Genomic DNA, 21,498 nt, shown 5'->3' on the forward strand with positions numbered 1-21,498 from the left:
CACCCCCTTCGGGCACCCGTATCGGGAATGTCATTGGCCGTTGTCGGCGCTGTACCCGATCATGAGTTCCATGACCACCACCGCGGCAGCGCCCGTCACCACCCCGGCGCAGACCGCCCTGATCCTGCGGATCCTGACGGTGGCCACCTTCGTCGTCATCCTCAACGAGACGATCATGAACAACGCCATCCCGCCGCTGATGGCCCACTTCGACGTCCCGGCGACCTCCGCGCAGTGGTTGACGACCTCCTTCATGCTGACGATGGCGGTGGTCATCCCGATGACCGGCTGGATCATGCAGCGCCTGGCCACGCGGGCGACCTTCGCCCTGGCGATGGGGCTCTTCGCGGTCGGCACGACCATCGCGGCCGTGGCGCCGGCCTTCGAGGTCCTCGTCGGTGCCCGCGTCGTCCAGGCCGCCGGCACCGCGATCATGATCCCGCTGCTCATGACCACCCTGATGAACCTCGTGCCCGTCGCCGAGCGCGGTCGGACCATGGGCAATGTCTCCCTCGTCATCGCCGTCGCCCCGGCCATGGGCCCGGCCGTCTCGGGGATCCTGCTGCGCACCGGCTCGTGGCGGATGATCTTCCTCGCCATCCTGCCGATCGCCCTGGTGGCCCTGTGGCTCGGTCTGCGGCAGCTGCCCGACGTCGGCGAGCGCGAGGAGAGCACCCTCGACCTGCCGAGCCTCGTGCTGTCCGTCCTGGGTTTCGGCGGGCTGGTCTACGGCCTCTCCGGCCTCGGTGGCGGTCAGGGCGAAGGGGGCGCGCCCGCCCCCGAGCCCGTCGTCGACCCGGCCCTGGCGGCCGGCATCGCGGTCCTCGCGCTCATCGCCTTCGTCTGGCGACAGCGCTCGCTCGCGCGCACCGGTGATCCGCTGATGGACCTGCGCACGCTGAGCCACCGCAGCTTCACCGGGGCCTTCCTGACGATGGCACTGGGCTTCTCGGCGCTGATCAGCACGATGATCCTGCTGCCGATCCACCTGCAGTCCGGGCTCGGGCTGAGCACCCTGCAGACGGGTCTGCTGCTCATCCCCGGGGGACTGGCGATGGGCCTGCTCGGACCGCAGATCGGGAAGCTCTACGACCGGATCGGCGCCCGCCCGCTCGTCGTGCCCGGCGCCATCGGGATGACCCTCTCCCTCGCGCTGATGGCCCTGCTCGTCCCCTCCGTCGGGCCGTGGACGATCCTCGGGCTGCACGTGCTGCTCTCGCTGTCCCTCGCGCTGCTCTTCACCCCGCTCTTCACGGCCGGGCTCGGGTCGCTGCCCCAGCACCTGTACGCCCACGGGTCGGCCCTGCTCGGCTCCTCACAGCAGGTCTTCGGCGCCGCGGGCACGGCGACGAGCATCGCCGTGATGTCCCTCGTCGCCGGGGCCAATCCCTCGGTCGCGGATCGGGCCGACGGGGTGCAGGCCGGCTTCGCGCTGCTGGCCGTGGTCGCCGCGATCGCCATCCCGACCTCGCTCATCGTGCGCACCCCGGTCGAGGACGCCGAGGCCCCCGTCGGGGATGCCCCCGTGGAGGAGGCACCCGTGGAGGTCGCGCACTGACGACCCCCACCGGGCTCAGGCGTCCTCCGGGCGCATCCGCGCGGGGATGTTGTGCCGCGTGATGACCTGCACCCCGGAGGCGATCGACGTCGGCGCTCCCGGCGCGAGGCCGTGGTGGCGCAGCACGGCGCGGAGGGCCGAGCGGGCATCCTCCCGCAGGTCGTGGTGGAGGACGAGGTCGATCTCGCCGGTGCGCAGCAGCTCGAGATTGTCACTGTCGAGGTCATGGCCGACGAAGACGGCGGCAGCCACGCCCTTCGCCCGCAGGGACCGGAGGATGGCGCGGTTGGCGCCACCGACCGAGTAGACGCCCACGAGGTCATCGATCGACTCCAGCTCGGCGGCCACCACGGCCGCCGTGGACGCGTCGAGACCGTCGGCGTCCGTCACCCGGCGCACGACGAGCCCCGGGGCAGCGGTGGCCATCTGGTCGACGAAGGCCTCCACCCGCGTGCGCTCGCCGACGAAGCTCGAGCGGCTGAGCGTGACGAGGACGGTGCCGGACTCCCTTCCGCCCCACCGGTGCACGAGGTGCGCAGCGGTCCTCCCGGCCGAGGCATGGTCCGGTCCGGCATAGGCGATCCGCCGCGATCCGGGGACATCCGTGACGAGGGTGACCGCCGGGATCCCCCGCTCGACGAGGTCGTCGATGGCCACGGCGAGGCGGGGCTCGTCCGGGACCTTCAGCAGCACGCCGTGGCTGGTGCGCCCCCGTCGCCCGATGCCGTCGAGGGTGGCGACGACCTCCTCGACGGTGCCCGACTCCCTCAGGTGGAAGCGGGCCCGCACCGCCGCCGGCCGCACACCGGTCAGCTGCGACTCGACGGCGGCGCGGACCTCGCCGGAGAAGCGGTTCGGCGCCTGGATCACCACGTCGAGGACGAGCGATCGGGCACCCAGGCGCAACGAGGCGGCCTGGCGATCGAGCTCGGCGAGCGCCTGCTCCACCGCCTGCACCGCACGCGGGCTCGCCCCGGAGCGCCCGTGGAGCACCCGGTCCACCGTCGCGGGCGAGAGCCCCGCCTGCTCGGCGATGTCGGCAACGCGGTGGCTGCGCACCTCAGGCCCGCCGGGCCGCCACGGCGCGGTCGTGGTGGGCGACGGCGGTGACGAGCAGCGTCTGCCCGGCGATGTAGGTGAGCATGACCCACACGCCGTGCAGCGGCAGGTCGAGCCCGGCGAAGGCGCTCAGCGCGATGAGCGCGTCCGAGACGAGGAAGACGATGGCGCCCACGGTCGCGACGGTGTCGATGCCGGTGGCCAGGACCGCCATGGCGAGGATGGTGACGCCGTAGAGGATGACCGCCGGCAGCAGCGCTCCGGCGTCGCCGGCCACGACCGCGACGAGCACGGCGAGCGCGAGCGCATAGGGGGCCAGCAGCAGCGGCCGGGTGCGCACGATGCTGCGGGAGACGAAGGGGAGGAAGGCCGCCACGTAGGCGAGCTGGGCCAGGAGGAAGGGACCGAGCATCAGGACGAAGCCGAGGTCGCTGCCGTCCTTCGCGAAGCGCGGCAGCGTGTCGCCGAGCCAGCTCAGCGTGAGCGCGAGGAGGACGAGCCGCACGAGGCGCGACTTCGGGTTCGGGGTGCTCGTGATGAGGGTCCACGCCAGCACCGGCATCAGGAGCACCTGTGTGAGGTCGGCGACCACGCCATCCGGCGAGCTCGCCTGCGCGACGAGGTGCACGAGGGTGACCACCGCGAGGGTGACGAGGGCGGCAGGCATGGCCCGAAGCCTAGTCACCGCAGGAAGCCGCCGCCGGTCAGCCCGAGGGCTGCGTACCCGACCGCCACGGGAATACCCTAGGGGGGTACCGTGTTGAAGGGACCGTCACCACGAAAGGACATCTCATGAGCGCGACCAGCACCTACTCCGTCACCGGCATGACCTGCGGCCACTGCGTCGCGTCCGTCACCGAGGAGGTCGAGCAGATCCCCGGCGTCGAGCACGTCCGGGTCGAGCTCGAGTCCGGTGCCGTGACCATCACCAGCGCCGAGCCGGTGGACCCGGACGCCGTGCGCTCGGCCGTCGAGGAGGCCGGTTACCAGCTGGCCTGAGCCGGCAGCACCCCCTTCGCCACCACAGGAGAGAGCCGTGAGCACCGCAACCCACACACCCACCTCGAGCACCGGCAGCCCGGCCGAGGTCGAGCTGGCCATCACCGGGATGACGTGCGCCTCCTGCGCGAACCGGATCGAGCGCAAGCTGAACAAGCTCGACGGCGTGAGCGCCACGGTCAACTACGCGACGGAGAAGGCCAAGGTCAGCTACGCCACCGACGTCCCGCCCGAACGGCTGGTCGAGACCGTCGAGCAGGCCGGGTACGGGGCGGCCCTGCCGCGACCGGAGCGGGCGACGGGCGGTGAGCCGGCCCCTCCCGACGAGACCGAGCAGCTGCGCCGGCGCCTGCTCATCTCGGCGGTGCTGTCGGCCCCGGTCATCGCCATGGCGATGATCCCGGCCCTGCAGTTCACCTCCTGGCAGTGGCTGTCGCTGACCCTGGCCGCCCCGGTCGTCGTGTGGGGCGCGTGGCCCTTCCACCGGGCGGCGTGGACCAACCTGCGGCACGGCACGACCACGATGGACACCCTCGTGTCGATGGGCACGCTCGCCGCCCTGGCCTGGTCCGTGTACGCCCTCTTCTGGGGCACCGCCGGGATGCCCGGGATGACCCACCCCTTCGAGCTGACCGTCGAGCGCTCCGACGGCTCCGGCAACATCTACCTCGAGGCCGCCGCGGGGGTGACGACCTTCATCCTGGCCGGCCGCTACTTCGAGAAGCGCTCGAAGCGACGGGCCGGCGCCGCGCTGCGGGCCCTGCTCGAGATGGGCGCCAAGGAGGTCACCGTCCTCGATGCGGACGGGACCACCGAACGGCAGGTCCCGGTCGAGCAGCTGGCCGTGGGGAGGCGCTTCGTGGTGCGCCCGGGCGAGAAGGTCGCCACCGACGGCGTGATCGAGCACGGCACCTCCGCGATCGACACCTCGATGCTCACGGGCGAGTCGGTGCCTGTCGAGGTCGGCCCCGAGGACGAGGTCGTCGGCGCGACCGTCAACGCCGGCGGTCGACTCGTCGTGCGCGCCAGCCGCGTCGGCGGCGACACCCAGCTGGCGCAGATGGCACGGATGGTCGAGGACGCGCAGAACGGCAAGGCCGAGGTCCAGCGCCTCGCCGACCGGATCTCCGGGATCTTCGTGCCGATCGTCCTCGTGCTCGCCCTGGCGACGCTGATCTTCTGGATCGCCATCGGCGCCGGGCTCTCGATGGCCTTCACCGCCGCCGTCGCGGTGCTGATCATCGCCTGCCCCTGCGCTCTGGGGCTGGCCACGCCGACGGCCCTCATGGTCGGAACCGGCCGGGGAGCGCAGCTGGGCATCCTCATCAAGGGCCCGGAGGTCCTGGAGTCCACCCGGAAGGTCGACACGATCGTCCTCGACAAGACCGGCACCGTGACCACGGGCCGGATGAGCCTGCGCGAGGTCGTCGTCGCCGAGGGCGAGGACGAGGCGCAGGTGCTGCGCCTGGCCGGTGCGCTCGAGGCCGCGTCGGAGCACCCGATCGCCCGGGCCATCGCCACCGGTGCGCGCGAGAGCATCGGTCAGCTGCCGCCGGTCGAGGGCTTCGCCAATGCCGAGGGGCTCGGCGTGCGAGGGACCGTCGGCGAGGAGTCGGTGGTCGTGGGCCGGCCCGGCCTGCTCAGCGAGGCGGGCCAGATGCGGTGCACCGACCTCGATGACGCGACTCTGGCCCACCAGCAGCGCGGCGGCACGGTCGTGCAGGTGGCGTGGGGCGGTCGCGCCCGTGGTCTGCTCGTCGTCGCCGACACGATCAAGGAGTCGTCGGCACAGGCGATCACCGAGCTGCGCGACCTGGGGCTGCGCCCGATCCTGCTCACCGGCGACCACGAGGTCGTCGCCCGCTCCGTCGCCGCCGATGTCGGCATCGCCCCGGAGGATGTCATCGCCGACGTCATGCCCGCCGACAAGGTGGCCGTCGTCGAGCGGCTGCAGGGCGAGGGCAAGGTCGTCGCCATGGTCGGTGACGGAGTCAACGACGCGGCCGCCCTGGCTACGGCCGACCTCGGTCTGGCCATGGGCACCGGCACGGACGTGGCGATCGAGGCCAGCGACCTGACCCTGGTCCGCGGCGACCTGCGCGTCGCGGTGGACGCGATCCGGCTGGCACGGCGCACGCTGTCGACGATCCGGGGCAACCTCTTCTGGGCCTTCGCCTACAACGTCGCGGCCCTGCCGCTCGCAGCCGCCGGGATGCTCAACCCGATGATCGCCGGCGCGGCGATGGCCTTCTCCTCGGTCTTCGTCGTGAGCAACAGCCTGCGGCTGCGGGGCTTCACGGCACGCTGAGGCGCGGGCCTCCCCTTCGCACCCGTCGTGTCCGGGCGAAGGGGAGGTCCCCCTCGTCCAGCAGGGCGGCCCGCCGTGACCAGGCGGCTAGGGTCGATCCCATGAGCATCCTCGACGCCGCCATCGCCCGCCTCGACGGGACGCCCGGCACGCTGCGCGACCTCACCGGCGGCCAGCCCGCCCTGCTGGTCAACGTCGCCTCGAAGTGCGGCCTGACCCCGCAGTACACCGCCCTGGAGGCCCTGCACGAGGCATACGGCCCGCAGGGTTTCGCCGTGGTCGGCCTGCCGTGCAACCAGTTCGGCGGGCAGGAGCCGGGCACCACCGAGGAGATCGCCGAGTTCTGCTCCGCGACCTACGGCGTGACCTTCCCGATGAGCGAGAAGGTCGAGGTCAACGGCGCCGGTCGGCACCCGGTCTACTCGGCCCTCACGGACACCGCGGACGAGGGTGGCGAGAGCGGCGACATCCGGTGGAACTTCGAGAAGTTCGTCATCGACGCCGACGGCGCCCCGGTCGCACGCTTCAGCCCGCAGGTCACCCCGGACGACGAGCGAGTGGTCGCTGCCGTCCGGGGCACCATCGCCTGAGGCTCAGGCGGCGAGGAGCGCGTCGAGCTGGCCGATGGCGGACGAGGAACCCTCGACGACCCCCATGTCGAGGATCTGCTGCATCGCCTCGGCGCTCTCCCACGTCGAGGTGTTGACCATCCGGGAACCGCCGTCGGTCGCGGTGATCTCGATGACCATCCGGGACCCCGGCGGGGTGTCGACGGGATTGCCGTCGGCATCGGCGAAGAAGTCGCGCAGCTCCAGCCGCCTCGGCTCGTCGATGGCGATGACCTCCCAGCCGCCGGGGAACTTCTCCCCGTCCGGCCCGATCATGTGGTACTTCACGAGGCCGCCCGGCGTGAGGTCGTGCTCGGTCACGGTCGCGGGGTGGCTCTCCGGTCCCCACCACTGCTCGAGCTGGCGCGGGTCGGCCCACACCTGCCAGAGGCGCTCGGGGGTCACGGGGAAGTCGCAGGTCATGACGAGGGTGCGGGCGTCGATGTCGGTGGTGACGTCGGTGAGTGGCATGGCGTGCTCCTGGGTCAGCTGGTCGTGTCGGTGGTGTCGTCCCGGGCCAGGAGGGCGTCGATGCCCTCGACCCGTCCCCGCCACACGGCCTCGAGATCGGCGAGCATCGTCGAGACCGCTCGCACGGCCTCCACGTCGCCACTCGCCAAGGACTCGCGACCGCTGCGGCGCTTGGTGATCAGACCGGCCCGCTCGAGGATCGCCACGTGCTTCTGCACGGCGGCAAAGCTCATCGGGTAGTGCTCGGTCAGCGCTGTCACCGAGTGCTCACCGGCGAGGACGCGGCGCAGGATGTCGCGGCGCGTGCTGTCGGCGAGGGCGTGGAAGAAGGCGTTCGCCCGCTCCTCTTCGGTCCGTGTCACGAGAAAAACCTACAACCATATGGTTGTAGGTTGTCAAGGCTCCCGCCCCAGGTTTCTCGGGTCACCCGAGAAACATCGCCTTCGCAAGAGTCTTAAACCCTTGCGAAGCCGTGGATTATCGGGTGACCCGAGAATCTGGGCGGACGGGCAGCCGGCCCAGCGCCCCCGCCCGGCGGTTGAGGTAGCGCTGCTCGGGGATGCTCTGGGTGCGACTGGCCGCCACGAGGTAGGCCTCCTGCGCCTCCGCCTCCCGGCCCGCACGCTCGAGCAGGTGCGCCCGCACCGCGTGCACCCGGTGCCCACGGCCGAGGACGGGGTCCTCCAGGAGCGGGCCCAGCGACGTCAGCCCCGCGTCGGCGCCTGCCGCCATGCCCACTGCCGCAGCGAGGTTGAGCTCCACCACCGGTGACGGGGCGATCCGCGCCAGCATCCGGTAGAGCACCACGATCTGCGCCCAGTCCGTCGCGGCCGCGGTCGTGGCCTCCCCGTGGACGGCCGCGATCGCGGCCTGCAGCTGGAAGGGGCCGACGGCTCCCTTCGGCAGGGCACCCTCGACGAGCCGGACACCGCGGGCGATGGCCGCGTGGTCCCACAGCGCACGGTCCTGCTCGTCGAGCGGGATGAGGTCACCGGCGGCATCCTGACGGGCCGCGGCCCGGGCGTGGTCGATGAGGAGCAGGGCGAGGAGCCCGGCCGTCTCCGGGTCGTGGGGCACCGCCCGGTGCAGCCGCTCGGCCAGACGGACCGCCTCGTGCTGGAGGTCGACGTCGACGAGGTGGTCACCGGCGGCGGTGGTGTGCCCGGCGGTGAAGACGAGGTAGACGACGTGGCGCACGGCGTGGAGGCGGGTCACCGCATCCTCCGGTGTGGGCGGGGCGAAGGGAGCAGGACTCGCCCTGATCGTGGCCTTCGCCCGGCTGATCCGTTGCGCCATCGTCGCCTCGGGCACGAGGAAACAGGCGGCGATCTGTGCCGTGCTCAGCCCGGCCACCGCGCGCAGCGTCAGCGCGACCCTGGAGGCATCACTGCAGTCCGGGTGGGCGCAGAGCATGCACATCCGCAGGGTGTCGTCGTCCGGCAGCGCCTGCGTCGACGCCGACAGCCGCGCTGCGGACCGGCCCTCGGCCGACTCCCGTCGCTCCCGGGCATCGCCACTGCGCTGCGCGTCGATGAGCCGGCGGGAGGCGACGCGGACCAACCAGGCCTTCGGGTCCTCGGGCGTCCCGTCACGCGGCCACTGCTCGGCAGCCGCGAGGAGCGCCTCCTGCACCGCGTCCTCGCACGCACCGAAGTCGTTGCTGCGGCGGAGCAGAGCGGCGAGGACGTCGGCGGAGTGCTGCCGCCACCCGTCCCCGACTCGGGTCACTGCTCCTCGCCACCGGGCCACATCGTCGGTCGCAGCTCGATCGTCTCCCCCGGACCGGCGAACTGCCTGGCGATCTCCTCGGCGCGGGTGCGGTCGGTGACGTCGATGAGGAAGAAGCCGGCGAACTGCTCCTTGGTCTCCGCATAGGGGCCGTCGGAGACGATCGGGTGGCCGTCGGCCCACCGAAAGAGCCGTGAGCCCACGGGGTCACCGAGCGCCTCGCCGCCGAGCAGCTCCCCCTTCTGCTGCATCTCCCCCATCAGCCGGTCGAAGTCGGCCTCGAGCCGCCCGCGCTGCTCCGGTGGGAGGGCCTGGTGCTCGGCGACGAAGTCGCCCGTGGGGTGACCCCAGGGCTGAGGGTTCGAGTGGACGAGGATGACGAACTTCATGGTGGTGCCTCCTGCCCGCCGGCGGCGGTGTCGATGGTGACCTGATGGCCATGACACCCCGAACGTCGGAGCCGCAGAGGCGTCCTCGACATCCTGCCCGGTTACTTCTCCACGAGCTCGGCGAAGACGACGATGTTGTCCAGATGCCGACCAGCAGCCTCGTCGTACGTGCCGCCGCAGGTGATGACCCGCAGCTCGGGCCCCTTGGTCGCCCCATAGACGTCGATCCGAGGGAAGTCCGCCTTCTGGTACTTGTTCACCTTCGTGACCTTGAAGGTCGCGGTGCTTCCGTCCGCGCGGTCGACCTCGACCCGGTCCCCGGCCTTCGTCGCCCCCAGCTCGAAAAAGACCGACTTGCGGTGGCCGCTGCCCGTGACGTGCCCCTCGATCACGGACGGTCCCGACTCACCGGGCGTGGGCGACCCGTCGTACCAGGCCACCTCGTCGTACTTGTCTCCGGAGGGAACCTTGAGCTTCCCCTGGTCGTCGAGCCCCAGTCCGTGGACCGGTGACGTGACGTCGATGCCCGGCAGGCGCACGTTGGTCGGCTTCGAGGCCGGCATGGGCTGTGCCGTGTCCGAGGTCGGGGAGGGGCTGGGCTTGGCCTTCGTCGACGTCGTCTTCGACGGGGTCGACGACTTCGTCGAGGAGGACTCCGGGGCAGAGCTCGACGAGCTGGTGCTCGCCGAACTCTGCTCGGAGGACTCGGCCGACGGGGGCGCCGGGGGGGCGCCGACCTGTTGGGTCGCCGCCCACCCGACGGTCCCCGCGCCGGCCAAGAGCAGACCGGCAGACGCCGCGACGACTACTGTGCGTCGACGACGTCCGCCGGTCTCCTGATTCTTCATGTTGATCAGCGGTTGGTCTTCATGCGACGGGTCGCGGCGAAGCCAACGCCACCGAGACCGAGCGCCAGCGCGCCGGCACCGAGGGTGATGGCCGCCGGGTACTCCATACCCGCCGTGTCAGAACCGCCGGTCTCGACTCCACCCTGCGGCATGTTCATCTGGGCCACGTCGAGCTCACCACAGGCCGCCGGGTCGGTGGCCTCGGAGGGCAGGCTCGGGTCGAGGTCGGACTTGGTGTCGCCGTCGTACTTGCCGGAGCCGTCGTGGTCGACACCGTGGACGACGACGACGCCGTCGCCATCGGCGATCTGCTTGGCCATCTCGTCATCGACGGTGATCGTGCGCGAGTAGGTGCTCTCGGAGCCCTTGGGGAAGTTGGCGACGTCGAGCGCGGCGCTGTCGTCGGTCTTGCCCGGCTCCTTGGTCAGGGACACCTTGACGGCGCCGTACTGGTCGGCAGCGTCGCTGGTCTGCAGCGCGCCCTCGAAGCCCTTGCCCTTCTGGTCGTTCGTCGGGCAGACGTTCTGCCCACCGATGTGGATGTGCTGGGCGTGCGGGGCGTCGGCGAGCAGGCCCTGGGTCTCGAGCTTGATCTCGACCTGGTTGCCGTCGACCTTGGCCCACGCGGTGCCGGACGCCCCGGAGTCGTTGAGCTGGCTGAGCTGAGCGGTGAGCTCGCCACCCTCGTTGGCCTGGGCGCTGGCGGGCCCGGCTGCGAGCGGCAGCCCGACGAGCATTGCGGTGGCGGCGATGCCGGCGATTCGAGTCGTACGCATATCAAGTCCTCCTGTGAATCGGCGACACCATGTCGCCTCGGTTGAGCACATGGGGTTCGGAGCCCCCTCCACGGCGGATGGGTCCTCCGTAAAAAAGTTTGGAAGGGAATCGCCGCGGTCCGCGTTCTGACCACATGAGCGCTGATCCCCTCACCCAGACAACCCGTCTGATCGACCTCGGCGTGCCTGCTCTCGCCGGGCTCACCGACGCCGCGTTCGCGGGCCTCGTCCCCACCGCACCGGACGGCGACGCCGTGCTCGTGCTCTCCCCTTCGCTCGTCCCTGCCGCCCAGCTCGCCCCTCTGCTGCGCCACCGCGACCGGCCGGGGTTCGTCGTCACCGACCTGGGCGACCTCGCCGACTTCGCCCCCATCGCAGGGGGCGAGACCCCCGAGGCCCCCCTGTGGTGGGTCACCGACGTCGAGCGGGGCGACGAGATGGCCAACTGGTCCCCCGACGAGGCGCTGCCGGCGATCCGCGAGCGCGGACGCGTGCCGCTGACCGTCAGCGAGGGGATCAGCTGGCTGCTCCAGGAGCCGGGGCGGCTCGAGCGGGGACGGTGCTTCATGACGATCGGCTCGCGCAGGCCCACGGCGAAGGGGGGCCTGGACTCGCGCACCCCCGCCATCTGGATCAGCAACGGCACCGGCCGCGACGGCTCCGCCCACAAGCACGCCCCGAAGGTCGGCTGGTGCTGGGCCGGCAACCGGCACACCTGGCTCGGCTTCGCCTCGGGGGCAGCGCGTCACTCCTGAGCCGGCGTCAGGCTCCGTGCCGCGCGGCGTTGGCGACGATCGCGTCGTGCAGCCACTGCGCGGCTCCGGGGGCGAGCGCCTCGTAGTGCGCCGTGAAGCGCTCGTCCGAGAGGTACATCTGCGCCAGGCAGGTCTGGAAGGCGTGGTCGCAGTCGTAGAAGCGCGCGATCCCCGCGCGGTGCCTCTCGGCGATCCCTGCCGCCCGGTCGCCCTCTGCCGGCACCCCGGCGCGGACGGCCTCGGCGAGCTGCGCCTCGAGGGCCTCGGTCTCCTCCTTGACCGTGGCCCAGTCCTGCGCGGTCATGCGGGCCGTGCGCTCCGCGGACTGCTGCCACTGGGCCGTGTCGCCCCAGCGCTCCTGCGCCTCGGCCCGGTACTCGTCGCTGTAGCCGTCGCCGAAGAGCTCCTTGAGGTCCTCGGTCGTCGCGGGCTGGTCGTTCATCTCTGCCTCCAGTCGGTGGTCGATCGCATCGACCAGGGCGGACATCTGCGTCACCCTGGCCATGACCGCGTCGCGCTGCCGCCGCAGGTGGTCCACCACGTCGGCTTCCTCAGCCTCGAGCAGCTCGCCGATCTCCTCCAGCGAGAAGTCCAGCCGGCGGTAGACGACGATCGTGCTCAGCCGCTGCAGGTCGCCGGCGGTGTAGAGCCGGTAGCCCGCATGGGTGCGCTCGCTCGGGTGCAGCAGCCCGACCTGGTCGTAGTGGTGCAGCGTCCGCACCGTCACGCCGAAGTGCTCGGCCACCTGCCCCACCGTGAGTGCCTCCATGCGGCCAGTGTGCGACAGCTGCGAGATCTCGGTCATGGGTCGACCCTGCTGCCTCACGCCACGTGAGGGTCAACCCTGTTTTTGAGGTCTTTTTGAGGTCTTTCGGCGCCGGCGCCGGGGCCCGGGCGGTGAAGGCTGGAGGGATGACGACGTCGCATGCTCCCTTCGCCCCGTTGCGGCAGGCCGAGTGCCACGTCGAGGACTTGCGCGCACTCCTCGGCGCCCAGGCCGACCCGTCACTGACCCACGCCGAGGGCATCGAGCAGCAGGTCCCCGTCTACTCGGCCTCCACCCTGCGCGCGGCCATCGCCACGGACGAGGGGCGCGAGTCCGTCGAGGGCGAGCTCGCCGCGGTCCTCGCCGACGGACCCGGGATCTTCGTCATGACCGGCGCCCTGGAGCACGAGGTGATCGACCGGGTCTCGGCCGCCTTCGAGGAGATCATCGCCGCGGAACGGGCGACGGGGGGTGAGGTCGGTGACCACTTCGCCACGGGTGGGGTCAACGACCGGGTCTGGAATGCCCTCGAAAAGCTCGCGGTCGACCACCCCGAGGACTTCGTCGACTACTACGCCAATGACCTCATCGCCCTGGCCTCGCGCGCCTGGCTCGGACCCGGGTACCAGGTCACCAGCCAGGTCAACGTCGTCAACCCCGGCGGTGTCGGCCAGACCGTCCACCGCGACTACCACCTGGGCTTCACCACGCCGGAGGTCGCCGAGCGCTACCCCCGGCACGTGCACGCCCTCTCCCCCGCGCTCACCCTCCAGGGCGCGGTCGCCCACTGCGACATGCCGGTCGAGACCGGCCCCACCCTCTACCTGCCGTACTCGCAGAAGTACTCCCACGGCTACCTCGCCTACTGGCTCGAGGACTTCCAGGAGTACTTCGCCGGCCACCACGTGCAGCTGCCCCTGACGAAGGGGGACGCGGTCTTCTTCAACCCGGCCCTCTTCCACGCCGCGGGCACCAACACCACGAGTGACGTGCGTCGGATGGCCAACCTGCTGCAGGTCTCCTCGGCCTTCGGCCGGGCGATGGAGGCGACCGACCGACGACGGATCATCACGGCGATCTATCCGACGCTGCTCGCCCGCGCCGCCGCTGGCCTCGACGTCAGCGCTGCGGTCGCCGCGAGCGCCGAGGGCTATGCCTTCCCGACCAACCTCGACCTCGACCAACCCGTCGACGGCATGTCGCCGCCCCCCCAGGCCGACATCGTCCGGCAGGCCCTCGACGAGGGCTCACCACCCGAGGACCTGCAGACCGCCCTGGCGGGCCACACCGCCCGCCGCACCAGCTGACCCAGGAGTCGATGTGGACGCACTGCTCACCGACACGATCGTGCTCGTCGTCGGTGGAACCTCCGGAGTCGGCGCGGGCATCGCCCGTGCCGCGGTCCGTGAGGGAGCCACCGTCGTCGTCACCGGCCGTCGACCGGAGCCGGGGCAGGCCCTGGCCGACGAGCTCGGCGAGCGCGCGAGCGCCGTGACCGGCGACGTCGCCGACCCCGAGGAGGCGAAGGGGGTCGTGGCCCGGACCGTCGAGCGTCACGGGCGCATCGACGCCCTCGTCAACTGTGCCGGGCTCACCGACCGCGGGTCGATCCTCGACACCACCCCCGAGCTCTTCGACGCGCACGTCGCGACGAACCTGCGCGGGCCCTTCTTCACGATGCAGGCGACGATCGCGGACATGACCGCGCGCGGGGCGCCCGGCACGATCGTCAACATCTCGAGCATCAGCTCCCGCGGTGGCCAGCCCTACCTGGCCCCCTACGTCGCGGCGAAGGCCGGGCTGTCCGGGCTGACGAAGAACGTCGCCCACGCGCACCGCTTCGACCGCATCCGCGTCAACGCCCTGAACATCGGGTGGACGCAGACCGAGGGCGAGGACGCGACGCAGCGTCGCTTCCACGGCGCGGGTGACGACTGGGTCGAGCAGGCCGGCGCGCGGCTGCCGATGGGTCAGCTCGGGCAGGTCGGGGAGATCGCCGACGCGGTCGTCTTCCTGCTCTCGAACCGCTCCGGAGTCGTCACCGGCTCCGTCATCGACTGGGACCAGCAGGTCACCGGAGGACAGGACTGAACATGCGTATCGGACTCATCGGCCTCGGCCGCATCGGCGCCTTCCACGCCGACACCCTCGCCGCGCTCGACTCCGTCGAGGAGCTCGTCGTCACCGACCCGGTGACGGCCGCCGTCGACGCGGTCACCGGCCGCATCCCCCGGGCGCGCGCGGTCGCCGACCCGGCAGCGCTGCTCGACGCCGGCCTCGACGGTGTCGTCATCGCTGCGGCCACCCACGTGCACGCCGACCTCATCGGTGCGGCGGTCGCGAAGGGGGTCCCCACCCTCTGCGAGAAGCCGATCGCCGGAACCATCGCCGAGTCGCTCGCCGTGCAGGCCACGGTCGGCGGCAGTGACGTCCCCGTGCAGATCGGCTACCCGCGGCGCTTCGACCCCGCCTTCGTCGCCGCCCGGGACGCGGTCCGGGCCGGCGAGCTCGGCCGGGTGACGACCGTCCGCTCGACGACCCTCGACCCGGCCCCTCCTCCGGCCACCTACCTCGCGGTGAGCGGCGGCATCTTCCGCGACTGCTCGGTGCACGACTTCGATGCGGTGCGCTGGGTGACCGGTCAGGAGGTCGTCGAGGTCTACGCGCTCGGCGCGGTCGACCCCGACGCCCCGGCCGGGCTCTACGCCGACCACGGCGACCACTCGACCGCCTCGGCCCTGCTCACGCTGGACGACGGCACGATCGGTGTCGTGTCCAACACCCGCACCAACGGCCGCGGCTACGACGTGCGCCTCGAGGTGCACGGGGTCACCGACGCCCTCGCCGCCGGCCTCGACGAGGGACTCCCCCTTCGCTCCACCCACCCCGGCGCCACCTGGCCGTCCGGACCGGCACACGGGTTCTTCATGGACCGGCTCGCGGAGGCCTTCCGCCTCGAGCTGGCCACCTTCACCCGTCTCGTCGCGGGCGAGGTCGACAACCCGTGCACCGTCGAGGACGCGATGGGGACGGCCTGGACGGCCGAGGCCGCGTCGCTCTCTGCGCGGGAGCACCGCCCCGTGACGATCGCCGAGGTCCGCGAGGCCGCCGGAGCCTGACGCAGACATCGACATCGGGCTCGGATGCATCCGGGCCCGATGTCGATGTCCGCGCCCTCACGCCAGCAGGGAGCGAAGGGGGACGCCCGGATCCGCCAGACCGGCCGGGTCGGGCCTCGCCCCGGCGCCGATGAGCCGCTCGGCGACCCGGATGTCCTTGGCGACGACCGGGCCGCGGCCGAGCGAGGTCGCGTCGACGAGCCGGCCGGCAGCATCGAGGCCGAAGTGCAGCAGTGACCCGTCCTCGCGCACGCGGACCACCTCGTGCTCGCCCGGGCCGGGCAGGCCGGCGGTCTGCAGCATCTGGTCGTACTGGTCGGACCAGAACCACGGCACCGCCACGTGCGGCTCCTCGCCCCCGGTCATCGAGGCGGCCACCGTGAGTGCCTGGTCGTGGGCATTGCGCCAGGACTCCACCCGTACCCGCCGGCCCGAGCGGGCGTCGGGGAAGGTCGCGCAGTCCCCCGCTGCCCAGATGCGCGGGTCGCTCGTGCGCAGCTGCTCGTCCACGACGATCCCGTCCTCGACCAGCAGGCCGGCGTCGGAGGCGATCTCGGTGGAGGGTGCAGCCCCCACCCCGGCGACGACCGCGTCGACCACGAGCTCCTCGCCGTCGGAGAGCGCGGCCCGGAGCCGGTCGCCCTCGCGGTGGACGGCGGCCACCGTCGTCCCGGTGCGGATGGGTACCCCGTGCTCGTGGTGCAGCGCGACGACGCGTTCCGCGATGACGGCCGGGACCATCCGGGAGAGCGCCCGGTCGGCCGACTCGACGACGACGACCTCCATGCCCCGCTCCCGCGCGGCCGCGGCGATCTCGAGGCCGATGAAGCCGGCACCGATGACGAGCATCCGCCCGCCCGGTCGCACGAGGGCGCGCAGTGCGGTGGCGTCCTCGTGGGTGCGCAGGTAGAGGACGTGCTCGAGATCGAGGCGACGCGGCCGCGCCCCCATCGCCAGGAGCAGCCGGTCGTAGGGGAGCGGACCGTCGCTCGTCCGGACGGTCTGCGCTGACCGGTCGATACCGGTGACGTCCGCCCCGAGACGAAGGGAGACCCCCGCCTCCGCGAGCTGCTCCGGGGTCCAGGGGTGGACCAGGTCCGCGTCGTCCGCCGCCAACGAGGCCTTGGACAGGGGCGGGCGCTCGTAGGCGTGCACCTCCTCCCGCCCGATGAGCGTGATCGAGCCGTCGAAGCCCCGCTCGCGCAGGGCCATCGCCGCCCGGGTGCCACACTCCCCGGCTCCCACGACGACCACCCGCTGACCGCTGGTCCCGCTGTGCAGCGCGTCCGTCTCCGTCATGCCTCGACCCTCGCACAGGCGTCGTGGCGGCTCACGTGGGCACCCGCTGCCCGGGACGTCTTGGTGGAGAGCACCTCCCCGGCGCTGTGGGCACGGTCCGGCTGGGTCACTGGTCCTCCTGGTCGATGCGCGGAGATCGCGTTCACCGCCCGCGCGCGCGGATCGTTTCCTTCCGGTCCGTGGTCCCCTCCCTGCTCGACCCTCACGCGCTGACACACTGGGTGCGACACCGACGTCACCCAGGAGGACCCGTGAGTTCCATCCCGCCCGAGGACATCGAGACCCAGGGCCACGGCGGCCTGCTCATCGGCTCCCTGTGGAGTCCGCCGGGCAACCCGACCTGGGTGGCCGTCGTCGCCCACGGATACGGCGAGCACATCGGTCGTTACCAATGGGTCGCCAACCGGCTGACCTCGGACGGGGCCGTCGTCTACGCGCACGACCACGTCGGTCACGGACGCAGCGAGGGCGAGCGGGTGCTCGTCGAGGACTTCGAGCAGGTCGTCGACGACCTCCACCTGCTGGTGCAGCGCGCCCGGGAGGAGAACCCCGACCTGCCGCTCGTGCTCATCGGCCACTCGATGGGCGGCATGATCGCCGCCCGGTACGCGCAGCGACACCCCGAGTCGCTCGCCGCGGTCGTGCTCTCCGGTCCGGTCCTCGGGTCCTGGGCGCCGACCCGGCTCGCCGACCTGGACGAGATCCCCCCGATGCCCATCGACATCACGACCCTCAGCCGCGTGGAGGACGTGGGTCTGGCCTACGAGCAGGACGAACTCGTCTGGCACGGGGACTTCAAGCGGCCGACCCTGCGTGCACTGGCCGCCGCTCTCGAGTCGATCAACGCCGGCGGTCGCCTGAGCGTCCCGACGATCTGGCTCCACGGTGAGGACGACCAGCTCGTCCCCATCGACGCGAGCCGGGAGGGCTGGGCGCGCATCGCCCCCGAGGGCGCCCCCGCGAAGTCCTACCCGAGCGCCCGGCACGAGATCTTCAACGAGGTCAATCGCGAAGAGGTCCTCGACGACGTGCTCGCCTTCGTCCACGAGCACCTCTGAGCGACCCTCTTCCCGCGCCGCCCCCCCTTCGCCCCCCCTTCGCGGGTCGATGTATCCGCGTGCGGCCCGGCACTCGGTCCGACATCGACCGCGGGCGAAGGGCGGAGGCCGTCAGTCGTTCTCCGGGAACCCCAGGTTCAGCCCACCGTGGCTGGGGTCGAGCCACCGCTGGGTCACGGCCTTGGTCCGGGTGAAGAAGTGCACGCCCTCGATGCCGTGGGCGTGGGTGTCACCGAAGAGGGAGTTCTTCCACCCGCCGAAGGAGTAGTACGACATCGGCGTGGGGATCGGCACGTTGATGCCGACCATGCCGACCTGCACCTCGTGCTGGAAGCGCCGCGCGGCGCCCCCGTCGTTGGTGAAGATCGTCGTGCCGTTGCCGAACTCGTTGTCGTTGATCAGCTGCAGCCCGTCGTCGTAGGAGCCGACGCGCACGACGGAGAGGACGGGGCCGAAGATCTCGTCGGTGTAGACCGACATCTCCGGGGTGACCCTGTCGAAGAGCGTCGGCTGGAGGAAGAACCCGCTCCCGAGCTCGTCCGCGCCCTCGCGACCGTCGATGACGAGCTCGGCGCCGGCCGCGACGCCCTCCTCGACGTACCCGGTGACCTTCGCCAGGTGCTGCTTCGTCACCAGCGGGCCCATGTCGGACCCACCCATCCCGTCGCCGGTGCTGAGGGTCCGTGTCCGTTCGACGATCTTCGTCACGAGGTCGTCGGCGATCGACTCGGTGGCGAGGACGATGGAGATGGCCATGCAGCGCTCGCCGGCAGCGCCGTAGCCGGCGGAGACGGCGGCATCCGCCGCGAGGTCGAGGTCGGCGTCGGGCAGGACGAGCATGTGGTTCTTCGCCCCGCCGAGCGCCTGGACCCGCTTGCCGTTCGCCACACCCCGCTCGTAGACATGGCGGGCGATCGGCGTCGACCCGACGAAGGAGATCGCCTTGACGTGGGAGTTGTCGAGAAGTGCGTCGACGGCCTCCTTGTCGCCGTGGACGACATTCATCACGCCCTCGGGCAGCCCCGCCTCGCGCCACAGGTCGGCGATGAGGTTGACCGCCGTCGGGTCCTTCTCGCTCGGCTTGATGACCACGGCGTTGCCCGTCGCCACCGCCATCGGCACGAACCACAGCGGCACCATCGCCGGGAAGTTGAAGGGGGAGATGATCCCGACGACGCCGAGCGGCTGGAGGATCGAGTAGGCATCGATGCTCGTGGAGACGTTCTCGGAGAAACCACCCTTGAGGAGGTGCGGGATGCCGCACGCGAACTCGACGACCTCCTGGCCGCGGGAGATCTCGGCCACGGCGTCGTCATAGGTCTTGCCGTGCTCAGCGGTGATGACCCGGGCGATCTCCCCCTTCCGCTCCTCCAGCAGCTGCCGGAAGGCGAAGAGGATCCGTACCCGACGGGCGAGGGAGGTCTGGCCCCAGGCCTTCGACGCCTCGTGCGCGCCGGCGACGACCTCGTCGACGAGCTCCGCGCTCGCGAGGTCGAGCGTGCCGGTGACCTCACCCGTGGCCGGGTTGAAGACCTCCGACGTCCGCGCGGCCTCCCCCTCCCACGATGCGTGCCCGATGAGGTGGGTGATGCGGGTGGGGGTGCTCATGCGACTGCTCCTAGGACGAGGCTTTGTCATTACATACTAACAACCGGTGCCGGCACGCGGGACCCCCTGTCCGCATCTGCCTAGGCAGATGCGGACGAGGGTGGGCACGTGCCCAGGCAGATGCGGCCGGGGGCGGGCACGTGCCTAGGCAGATGCGAAGGGGAGGGCGAGGTCGACCGGCGGGGCCGGGCGAGCGACCGACCTCATGCCTCGTCCTCCCGCGGCTCGGCCGCGTGCGCGTCGTCGATCCGGGGCTTGCCCGGCCCGGCCAGCTCGGCCTCCGGGTGGTCCGGGTCGACCGTCTTGCCGGGTTGGACATCGCTCAGCTCGTGCTCCAGCTCGGCGAGCTCCTGGCCGCCCGCCATCTCCGCCGTCAGCTGGTCGACCGTCAACTCGTCGCGGTGCGCGTCGAGCGTGAGCCGGCCCAGCTTGAGGATGGCGAAGTGGTTGCCCACGAGGTAGGCATGGTGCGGGTTGTGGGTGATGAAGACGACCCCGAGGCCGGCGTCGCGCGCCTTGGCGATGTACTTCAGCACGACCCCGGACTGCTTGACGCCCAGGGCGGCCGTCGGCTCGTCGAGGATGATCACCTTGGCGCCGAAGTAGATCGCCCGCGCGATGGCGATGCACTGCTTCTGCCCACCCGAGAGGCCGCCGACCGGGCGGTCGAGGTCTCCGATGTGGATGCCCATCTTCGCCAGCTCGGCGTCCGCGATCGACCTCATCTCCGCGGCGTCGAGGAAGAGACCCTTGCGCCGCTCGTTGCCCATGAAGAAGTTGCGCCACACGGACATCAAGGGGGCCAGCGCGAGATCCTGGTAGACGGTCGCGATCCCCAACGCCTGCGCCGCACGCGGCGAGGCGAGGTGACGCTTGACCCCGTTGACCTCGAAGGTCCCGGCCGAGTGCTCGTGCAGGCCGGCCATGATCTTGATCAGGGTCGACTTGCCCGCGCCGTTGTCGCCGAGCACGCAGGTGACCTCACCGGCGTAGACCTCGAGGTTCACCCCGCGCAGGGCCTCGACGTTGCCGTAGGACTTGCCCACGTCCTTCATCACGACGAGGGGTGCCAGCGTCGCGTCCCGTCGCTCGGTGTGCGTGGAGGTGCTCATCGTCCATCCGCCTTCTTCTTGACGTACATGTTGACGAGGGTCGCCAGCAGGAGCATCACGCCGAGGAAGGTGTAGAACCAGTCGACGTTCCAGCCGGCGTAGTTGATGCCCATCTGGGTCATGCCGAAGATCAGGGCGCCGAGTGCCGCTCCGACCACGGACCCGTAGCCACCGGTGAGCAAGCACCCACCCACGACCGCGGCGATGATGTAGATGAACTCCTGCCCGACCCCCTCACCCGACTGCATGACCTGGAACGAGAAGAGCAGGTGCATGCCGAGCACCCAGGCGCAGAAGCCGACGAAGACGAACAGTCCGATCTTCACGGCCTTGACCGGGACGCCGACGGCCCGCGCCGCCGCGGCATCGCCGCCGACGGCGAAGATCCAGTTGCCGATCTTGCTCTTCTGCAGCACGAGGGCGGCGAGCAGCACGAGCACGAGCCAGTAGACGACGAGCGCCTTGATGTTCACCGGGCCGATCCTCAGCTGCCAGGCGAAGACGGCCCTCGCCGACTCGAAGCCGTCCATCCCCGAGATGGACGGTGTGGAGACCGTGCCCCCGACGAGGCGCGTCACCGCGAGGTTGGCGCCCTGGAGGATGAAGAAGGTCCCGAGCGTGACGAGGAAGCTCGGTAACCCCGTGCGCATGAGCAGCCACCCGTTGAACGCCCCGACACCCATCGAGAAGATCAGCGCTGCGACGACGCCGACCCAGACGTTGAGCCCGAAGTTCCACGCCGTCAACGCGGCCGTGATCCCTGACGCGGTCGCTGCGACGCCGGTGGAGAGGTCGAACTCACCACCGACCATGAGCAGCGAGACGCCGACGGCCATGACACCGATGGCGGCAGCGGCATAGAGGATCGTGCCCACATTGCCGACATTGCGGAAGGAGGGCGCCACGGCGACGAAGAGCGCCGCCACGACGAAGGCGCCGATGAGGGCCCCGACCTCGGGCCGGGCGAAGAGGATGTTCAGCTTCCCCTTCGTCACCACGCGATCATCGGTGTCTGCGGCGGACTGAGCAGTCATCGA

The 21,498-nt window shown here is 71.3% G+C and carries 23 protein-coding genes; 10 read left to right on the forward strand and 13 right to left on the reverse strand.

Annotated features, from left to right (window positions below; genetic code table 11):
* Positions 1-70 precede the first annotated feature (70 nt).
* Positions 71-1,558 carry a DHA2 family efflux MFS transporter permease subunit gene (locus ACR9E9_RS02380; RefSeq protein ID WP_435201314.1) on the forward strand — a complete coding sequence of 496 codons (1,488 nt, stop codon included), beginning with the start codon at positions 71-73 and terminating at the stop codon, positions 1,556-1,558.
* Positions 1,559-1,573: 15 nt separating this feature from the next.
* On the opposite strand, the gene ACR9E9_RS02385 is transcribed toward ACR9E9_RS02380, so the two are convergent.
* Together ACR9E9_RS02385 and ACR9E9_RS02390 are read right to left on the reverse strand one after the other, a co-directional pair.
* Positions 1,574-2,617, reverse strand: a complete 1,044-nt coding sequence (locus tag ACR9E9_RS02385; protein WP_435201316.1) for a LacI family DNA-binding transcriptional regulator — start codon at positions 2,615-2,617, stop codon at positions 1,574-1,576.
* 1 nt (position 2,618) lies between these two features.
* Positions 2,619-3,284, reverse strand: a complete 666-nt coding sequence (locus tag ACR9E9_RS02390) for a lysoplasmalogenase family protein (protein ID WP_435201318.1) — start codon at positions 3,282-3,284, stop codon at positions 2,619-2,621.
* A gap of 125 nt (positions 3,285-3,409) precedes the next feature.
* Between ACR9E9_RS02390 and ACR9E9_RS02395 the strand changes: the two genes are divergently transcribed.
* The 3 genes from ACR9E9_RS02395 (at position 3,410) to ACR9E9_RS02405 (ending at position 6,514) form a co-directional block, all read left to right on the forward strand.
* Positions 3,410-3,616, forward strand: coding sequence for a heavy-metal-associated domain-containing protein (locus ACR9E9_RS02395; protein ID WP_435201320.1), 207 nt, complete (start codon positions 3,410-3,412; stop codon positions 3,614-3,616).
* Positions 3,617-3,725: 109 nt separating this feature from the next.
* Complete coding sequence (locus ACR9E9_RS02400; RefSeq protein WP_435203559.1) at positions 3,726-5,924, forward strand: heavy metal translocating P-type ATPase; 2,199 nt, start codon at positions 3,726-3,728, stop codon at positions 5,922-5,924.
* A gap of 101 nt (positions 5,925-6,025) precedes the next feature.
* Positions 6,026-6,514, forward strand: a complete 489-nt coding sequence (locus ACR9E9_RS02405) for a glutathione peroxidase (RefSeq protein WP_435201322.1) — start codon at positions 6,026-6,028, stop codon at positions 6,512-6,514.
* A gap of 3 nt (positions 6,515-6,517) precedes the next feature.
* On the opposite strand, the gene ACR9E9_RS02410 is transcribed toward ACR9E9_RS02405, so the two are convergent.
* The 5 genes from ACR9E9_RS02410 to ACR9E9_RS02430 form a co-directional block, all read right to left on the reverse strand.
* Positions 6,518-7,003 (reverse strand): SRPBCC family protein, encoded by a 486-nt coding sequence (locus ACR9E9_RS02410; protein ID WP_435201324.1) that lies wholly within the window; start codon positions 7,001-7,003, stop codon positions 6,518-6,520.
* A gap of 14 nt (positions 7,004-7,017) precedes the next feature.
* Entirely contained in the window at positions 7,018-7,365 is a 348-nt protein-coding gene (locus tag ACR9E9_RS02415) for an ArsR/SmtB family transcription factor (protein ID WP_435201326.1), read from the reverse strand.
* Between the two features lie 115 nt (positions 7,366-7,480).
* Positions 7,481-8,731: an RNA polymerase sigma factor gene (locus ACR9E9_RS02420; protein ID WP_435201328.1), complete on the reverse strand. Its 1,251-nt coding sequence runs from the start codon at positions 8,729-8,731 to the stop codon at positions 7,481-7,483.
* Entirely contained in the window at positions 8,728-9,120 is a 393-nt protein-coding gene (locus ACR9E9_RS02425) for a YciI family protein (RefSeq protein ID WP_435201330.1), read from the reverse strand. Before ACR9E9_RS02425 ends, ACR9E9_RS02420 begins: the two co-directional genes overlap by 4 nt.
* A gap of 101 nt (positions 9,121-9,221) precedes the next feature.
* Positions 9,222-9,683, reverse strand: coding sequence for a class F sortase (locus tag ACR9E9_RS02430; RefSeq protein ID WP_435201332.1), 462 nt, complete (start codon positions 9,681-9,683; stop codon positions 9,222-9,224).
* Between the two features lie 10 nt (positions 9,684-9,693).
* Here ACR9E9_RS02430 and ACR9E9_RS02435 point away from each other — a divergent pair, with 10 nt between their 5' ends.
* Positions 9,694-9,960 carry a hypothetical protein gene (locus ACR9E9_RS02435; RefSeq protein ID WP_435201334.1) on the forward strand — a complete coding sequence of 89 codons (267 nt, stop codon included), beginning with the start codon at positions 9,694-9,696 and terminating at the stop codon, positions 9,958-9,960.
* A 13-nt stretch (positions 9,961-9,973) separates the two neighbouring features.
* On the opposite strand, the gene ACR9E9_RS02440 is transcribed toward ACR9E9_RS02435, so the two are convergent.
* On the reverse strand, positions 9,974-10,744 hold the full coding sequence (locus tag ACR9E9_RS02440) for a CHRD domain-containing protein (protein ID WP_435201336.1): 771 nt from the start codon (positions 10,742-10,744) through the stop codon (positions 9,974-9,976).
* A 134-nt stretch (positions 10,745-10,878) separates the two neighbouring features.
* Here ACR9E9_RS02440 and ACR9E9_RS02445 point away from each other — a divergent pair, with 134 nt between their 5' ends.
* The gene (locus tag ACR9E9_RS02445; RefSeq protein ID WP_435201338.1) at positions 10,879-11,499 is read left to right on the forward strand and encodes a DUF5701 family protein; all 621 of its coding nucleotides are present in this window, start codon (positions 10,879-10,881) and stop codon (positions 11,497-11,499) included.
* Between the two features lie 7 nt (positions 11,500-11,506).
* On the opposite strand, the gene ACR9E9_RS02450 is transcribed toward ACR9E9_RS02445, so the two are convergent.
* On the reverse strand, positions 11,507-12,304 hold the full coding sequence (locus tag ACR9E9_RS02450) for a MerR family transcriptional regulator (RefSeq protein ID WP_435201340.1): 798 nt from the start codon (positions 12,302-12,304) through the stop codon (positions 11,507-11,509).
* A gap of 107 nt (positions 12,305-12,411) precedes the next feature.
* Here ACR9E9_RS02450 and ACR9E9_RS02455 point away from each other — a divergent pair, with 107 nt between their 5' ends.
* Genes ACR9E9_RS02455 through ACR9E9_RS02465 form a run of 3 tightly spaced genes read left to right on the forward strand, consistent with a single transcriptional unit; the run spans position 12,412 to position 15,384 of the window.
* The gene (locus tag ACR9E9_RS02455; RefSeq protein ID WP_435201342.1) at positions 12,412-13,572 is read left to right on the forward strand and encodes a phytanoyl-CoA dioxygenase family protein; all 1,161 of its coding nucleotides are present in this window, start codon (positions 12,412-12,414) and stop codon (positions 13,570-13,572) included.
* Positions 13,573-13,585: 13 nt separating this feature from the next.
* Positions 13,586-14,356 carry an SDR family oxidoreductase gene (locus tag ACR9E9_RS02460; protein WP_435201344.1) on the forward strand — a complete coding sequence of 257 codons (771 nt, stop codon included), beginning with the start codon at positions 13,586-13,588 and terminating at the stop codon, positions 14,354-14,356.
* A 2-nt stretch (positions 14,357-14,358) separates the two neighbouring features.
* Positions 14,359-15,384, forward strand: coding sequence for a Gfo/Idh/MocA family protein (locus tag ACR9E9_RS02465; protein ID WP_435201346.1), 1,026 nt, complete (start codon positions 14,359-14,361; stop codon positions 15,382-15,384).
* A gap of 57 nt (positions 15,385-15,441) precedes the next feature.
* On the opposite strand, the gene ACR9E9_RS02470 is transcribed toward ACR9E9_RS02465, so the two are convergent.
* Positions 15,442-16,683: an NAD(P)/FAD-dependent oxidoreductase gene (locus ACR9E9_RS02470; protein WP_435201348.1), complete on the reverse strand. Its 1,242-nt coding sequence runs from the start codon at positions 16,681-16,683 to the stop codon at positions 15,442-15,444.
* 251 nt (positions 16,684-16,934) lie between these two features.
* Between ACR9E9_RS02470 and ACR9E9_RS02475 the strand changes: the two genes are divergently transcribed.
* Positions 16,935-17,741, forward strand: a complete 807-nt coding sequence (locus tag ACR9E9_RS02475; RefSeq protein ID WP_435201350.1) for an alpha/beta hydrolase — start codon at positions 16,935-16,937, stop codon at positions 17,739-17,741.
* 111 nt (positions 17,742-17,852) lie between these two features.
* Here ACR9E9_RS02475 and ACR9E9_RS02480 read toward each other — a convergent pair whose 3' ends face one another.
* The 3 genes from ACR9E9_RS02480 to ACR9E9_RS02490 all read right to left on the reverse strand — a co-directional run bounded on the left by ACR9E9_RS02480 (position 17,853) and on the right by ACR9E9_RS02490 (position 21,495).
* On the reverse strand, positions 17,853-19,349 hold the full coding sequence (locus tag ACR9E9_RS02480; RefSeq protein WP_435201352.1) for a CoA-acylating methylmalonate-semialdehyde dehydrogenase: 1,497 nt from the start codon (positions 19,347-19,349) through the stop codon (positions 17,853-17,855).
* Positions 19,350-19,552: 203 nt separating this feature from the next.
* Complete coding sequence (locus tag ACR9E9_RS02485) at positions 19,553-20,461, reverse strand: ATP-binding cassette domain-containing protein (RefSeq protein ID WP_435201353.1); 909 nt, start codon at positions 20,459-20,461, stop codon at positions 19,553-19,555.
* Complete coding sequence (locus ACR9E9_RS02490; protein WP_435201355.1) at positions 20,458-21,495, reverse strand: ABC transporter permease; 1,038 nt, start codon at positions 21,493-21,495, stop codon at positions 20,458-20,460. The genes ACR9E9_RS02485 and ACR9E9_RS02490 overlap by 4 nt, the downstream gene beginning before the upstream one ends.
* Positions 21,496-21,498: the final 3 nt, after the last annotated feature.

It is taken from the genome of Janibacter sp. GS2, assembly GCF_051200835.1.
GTDB lineage: Bacteria > Actinomycetota > Actinomycetes > Actinomycetales > Dermatophilaceae > Janibacter.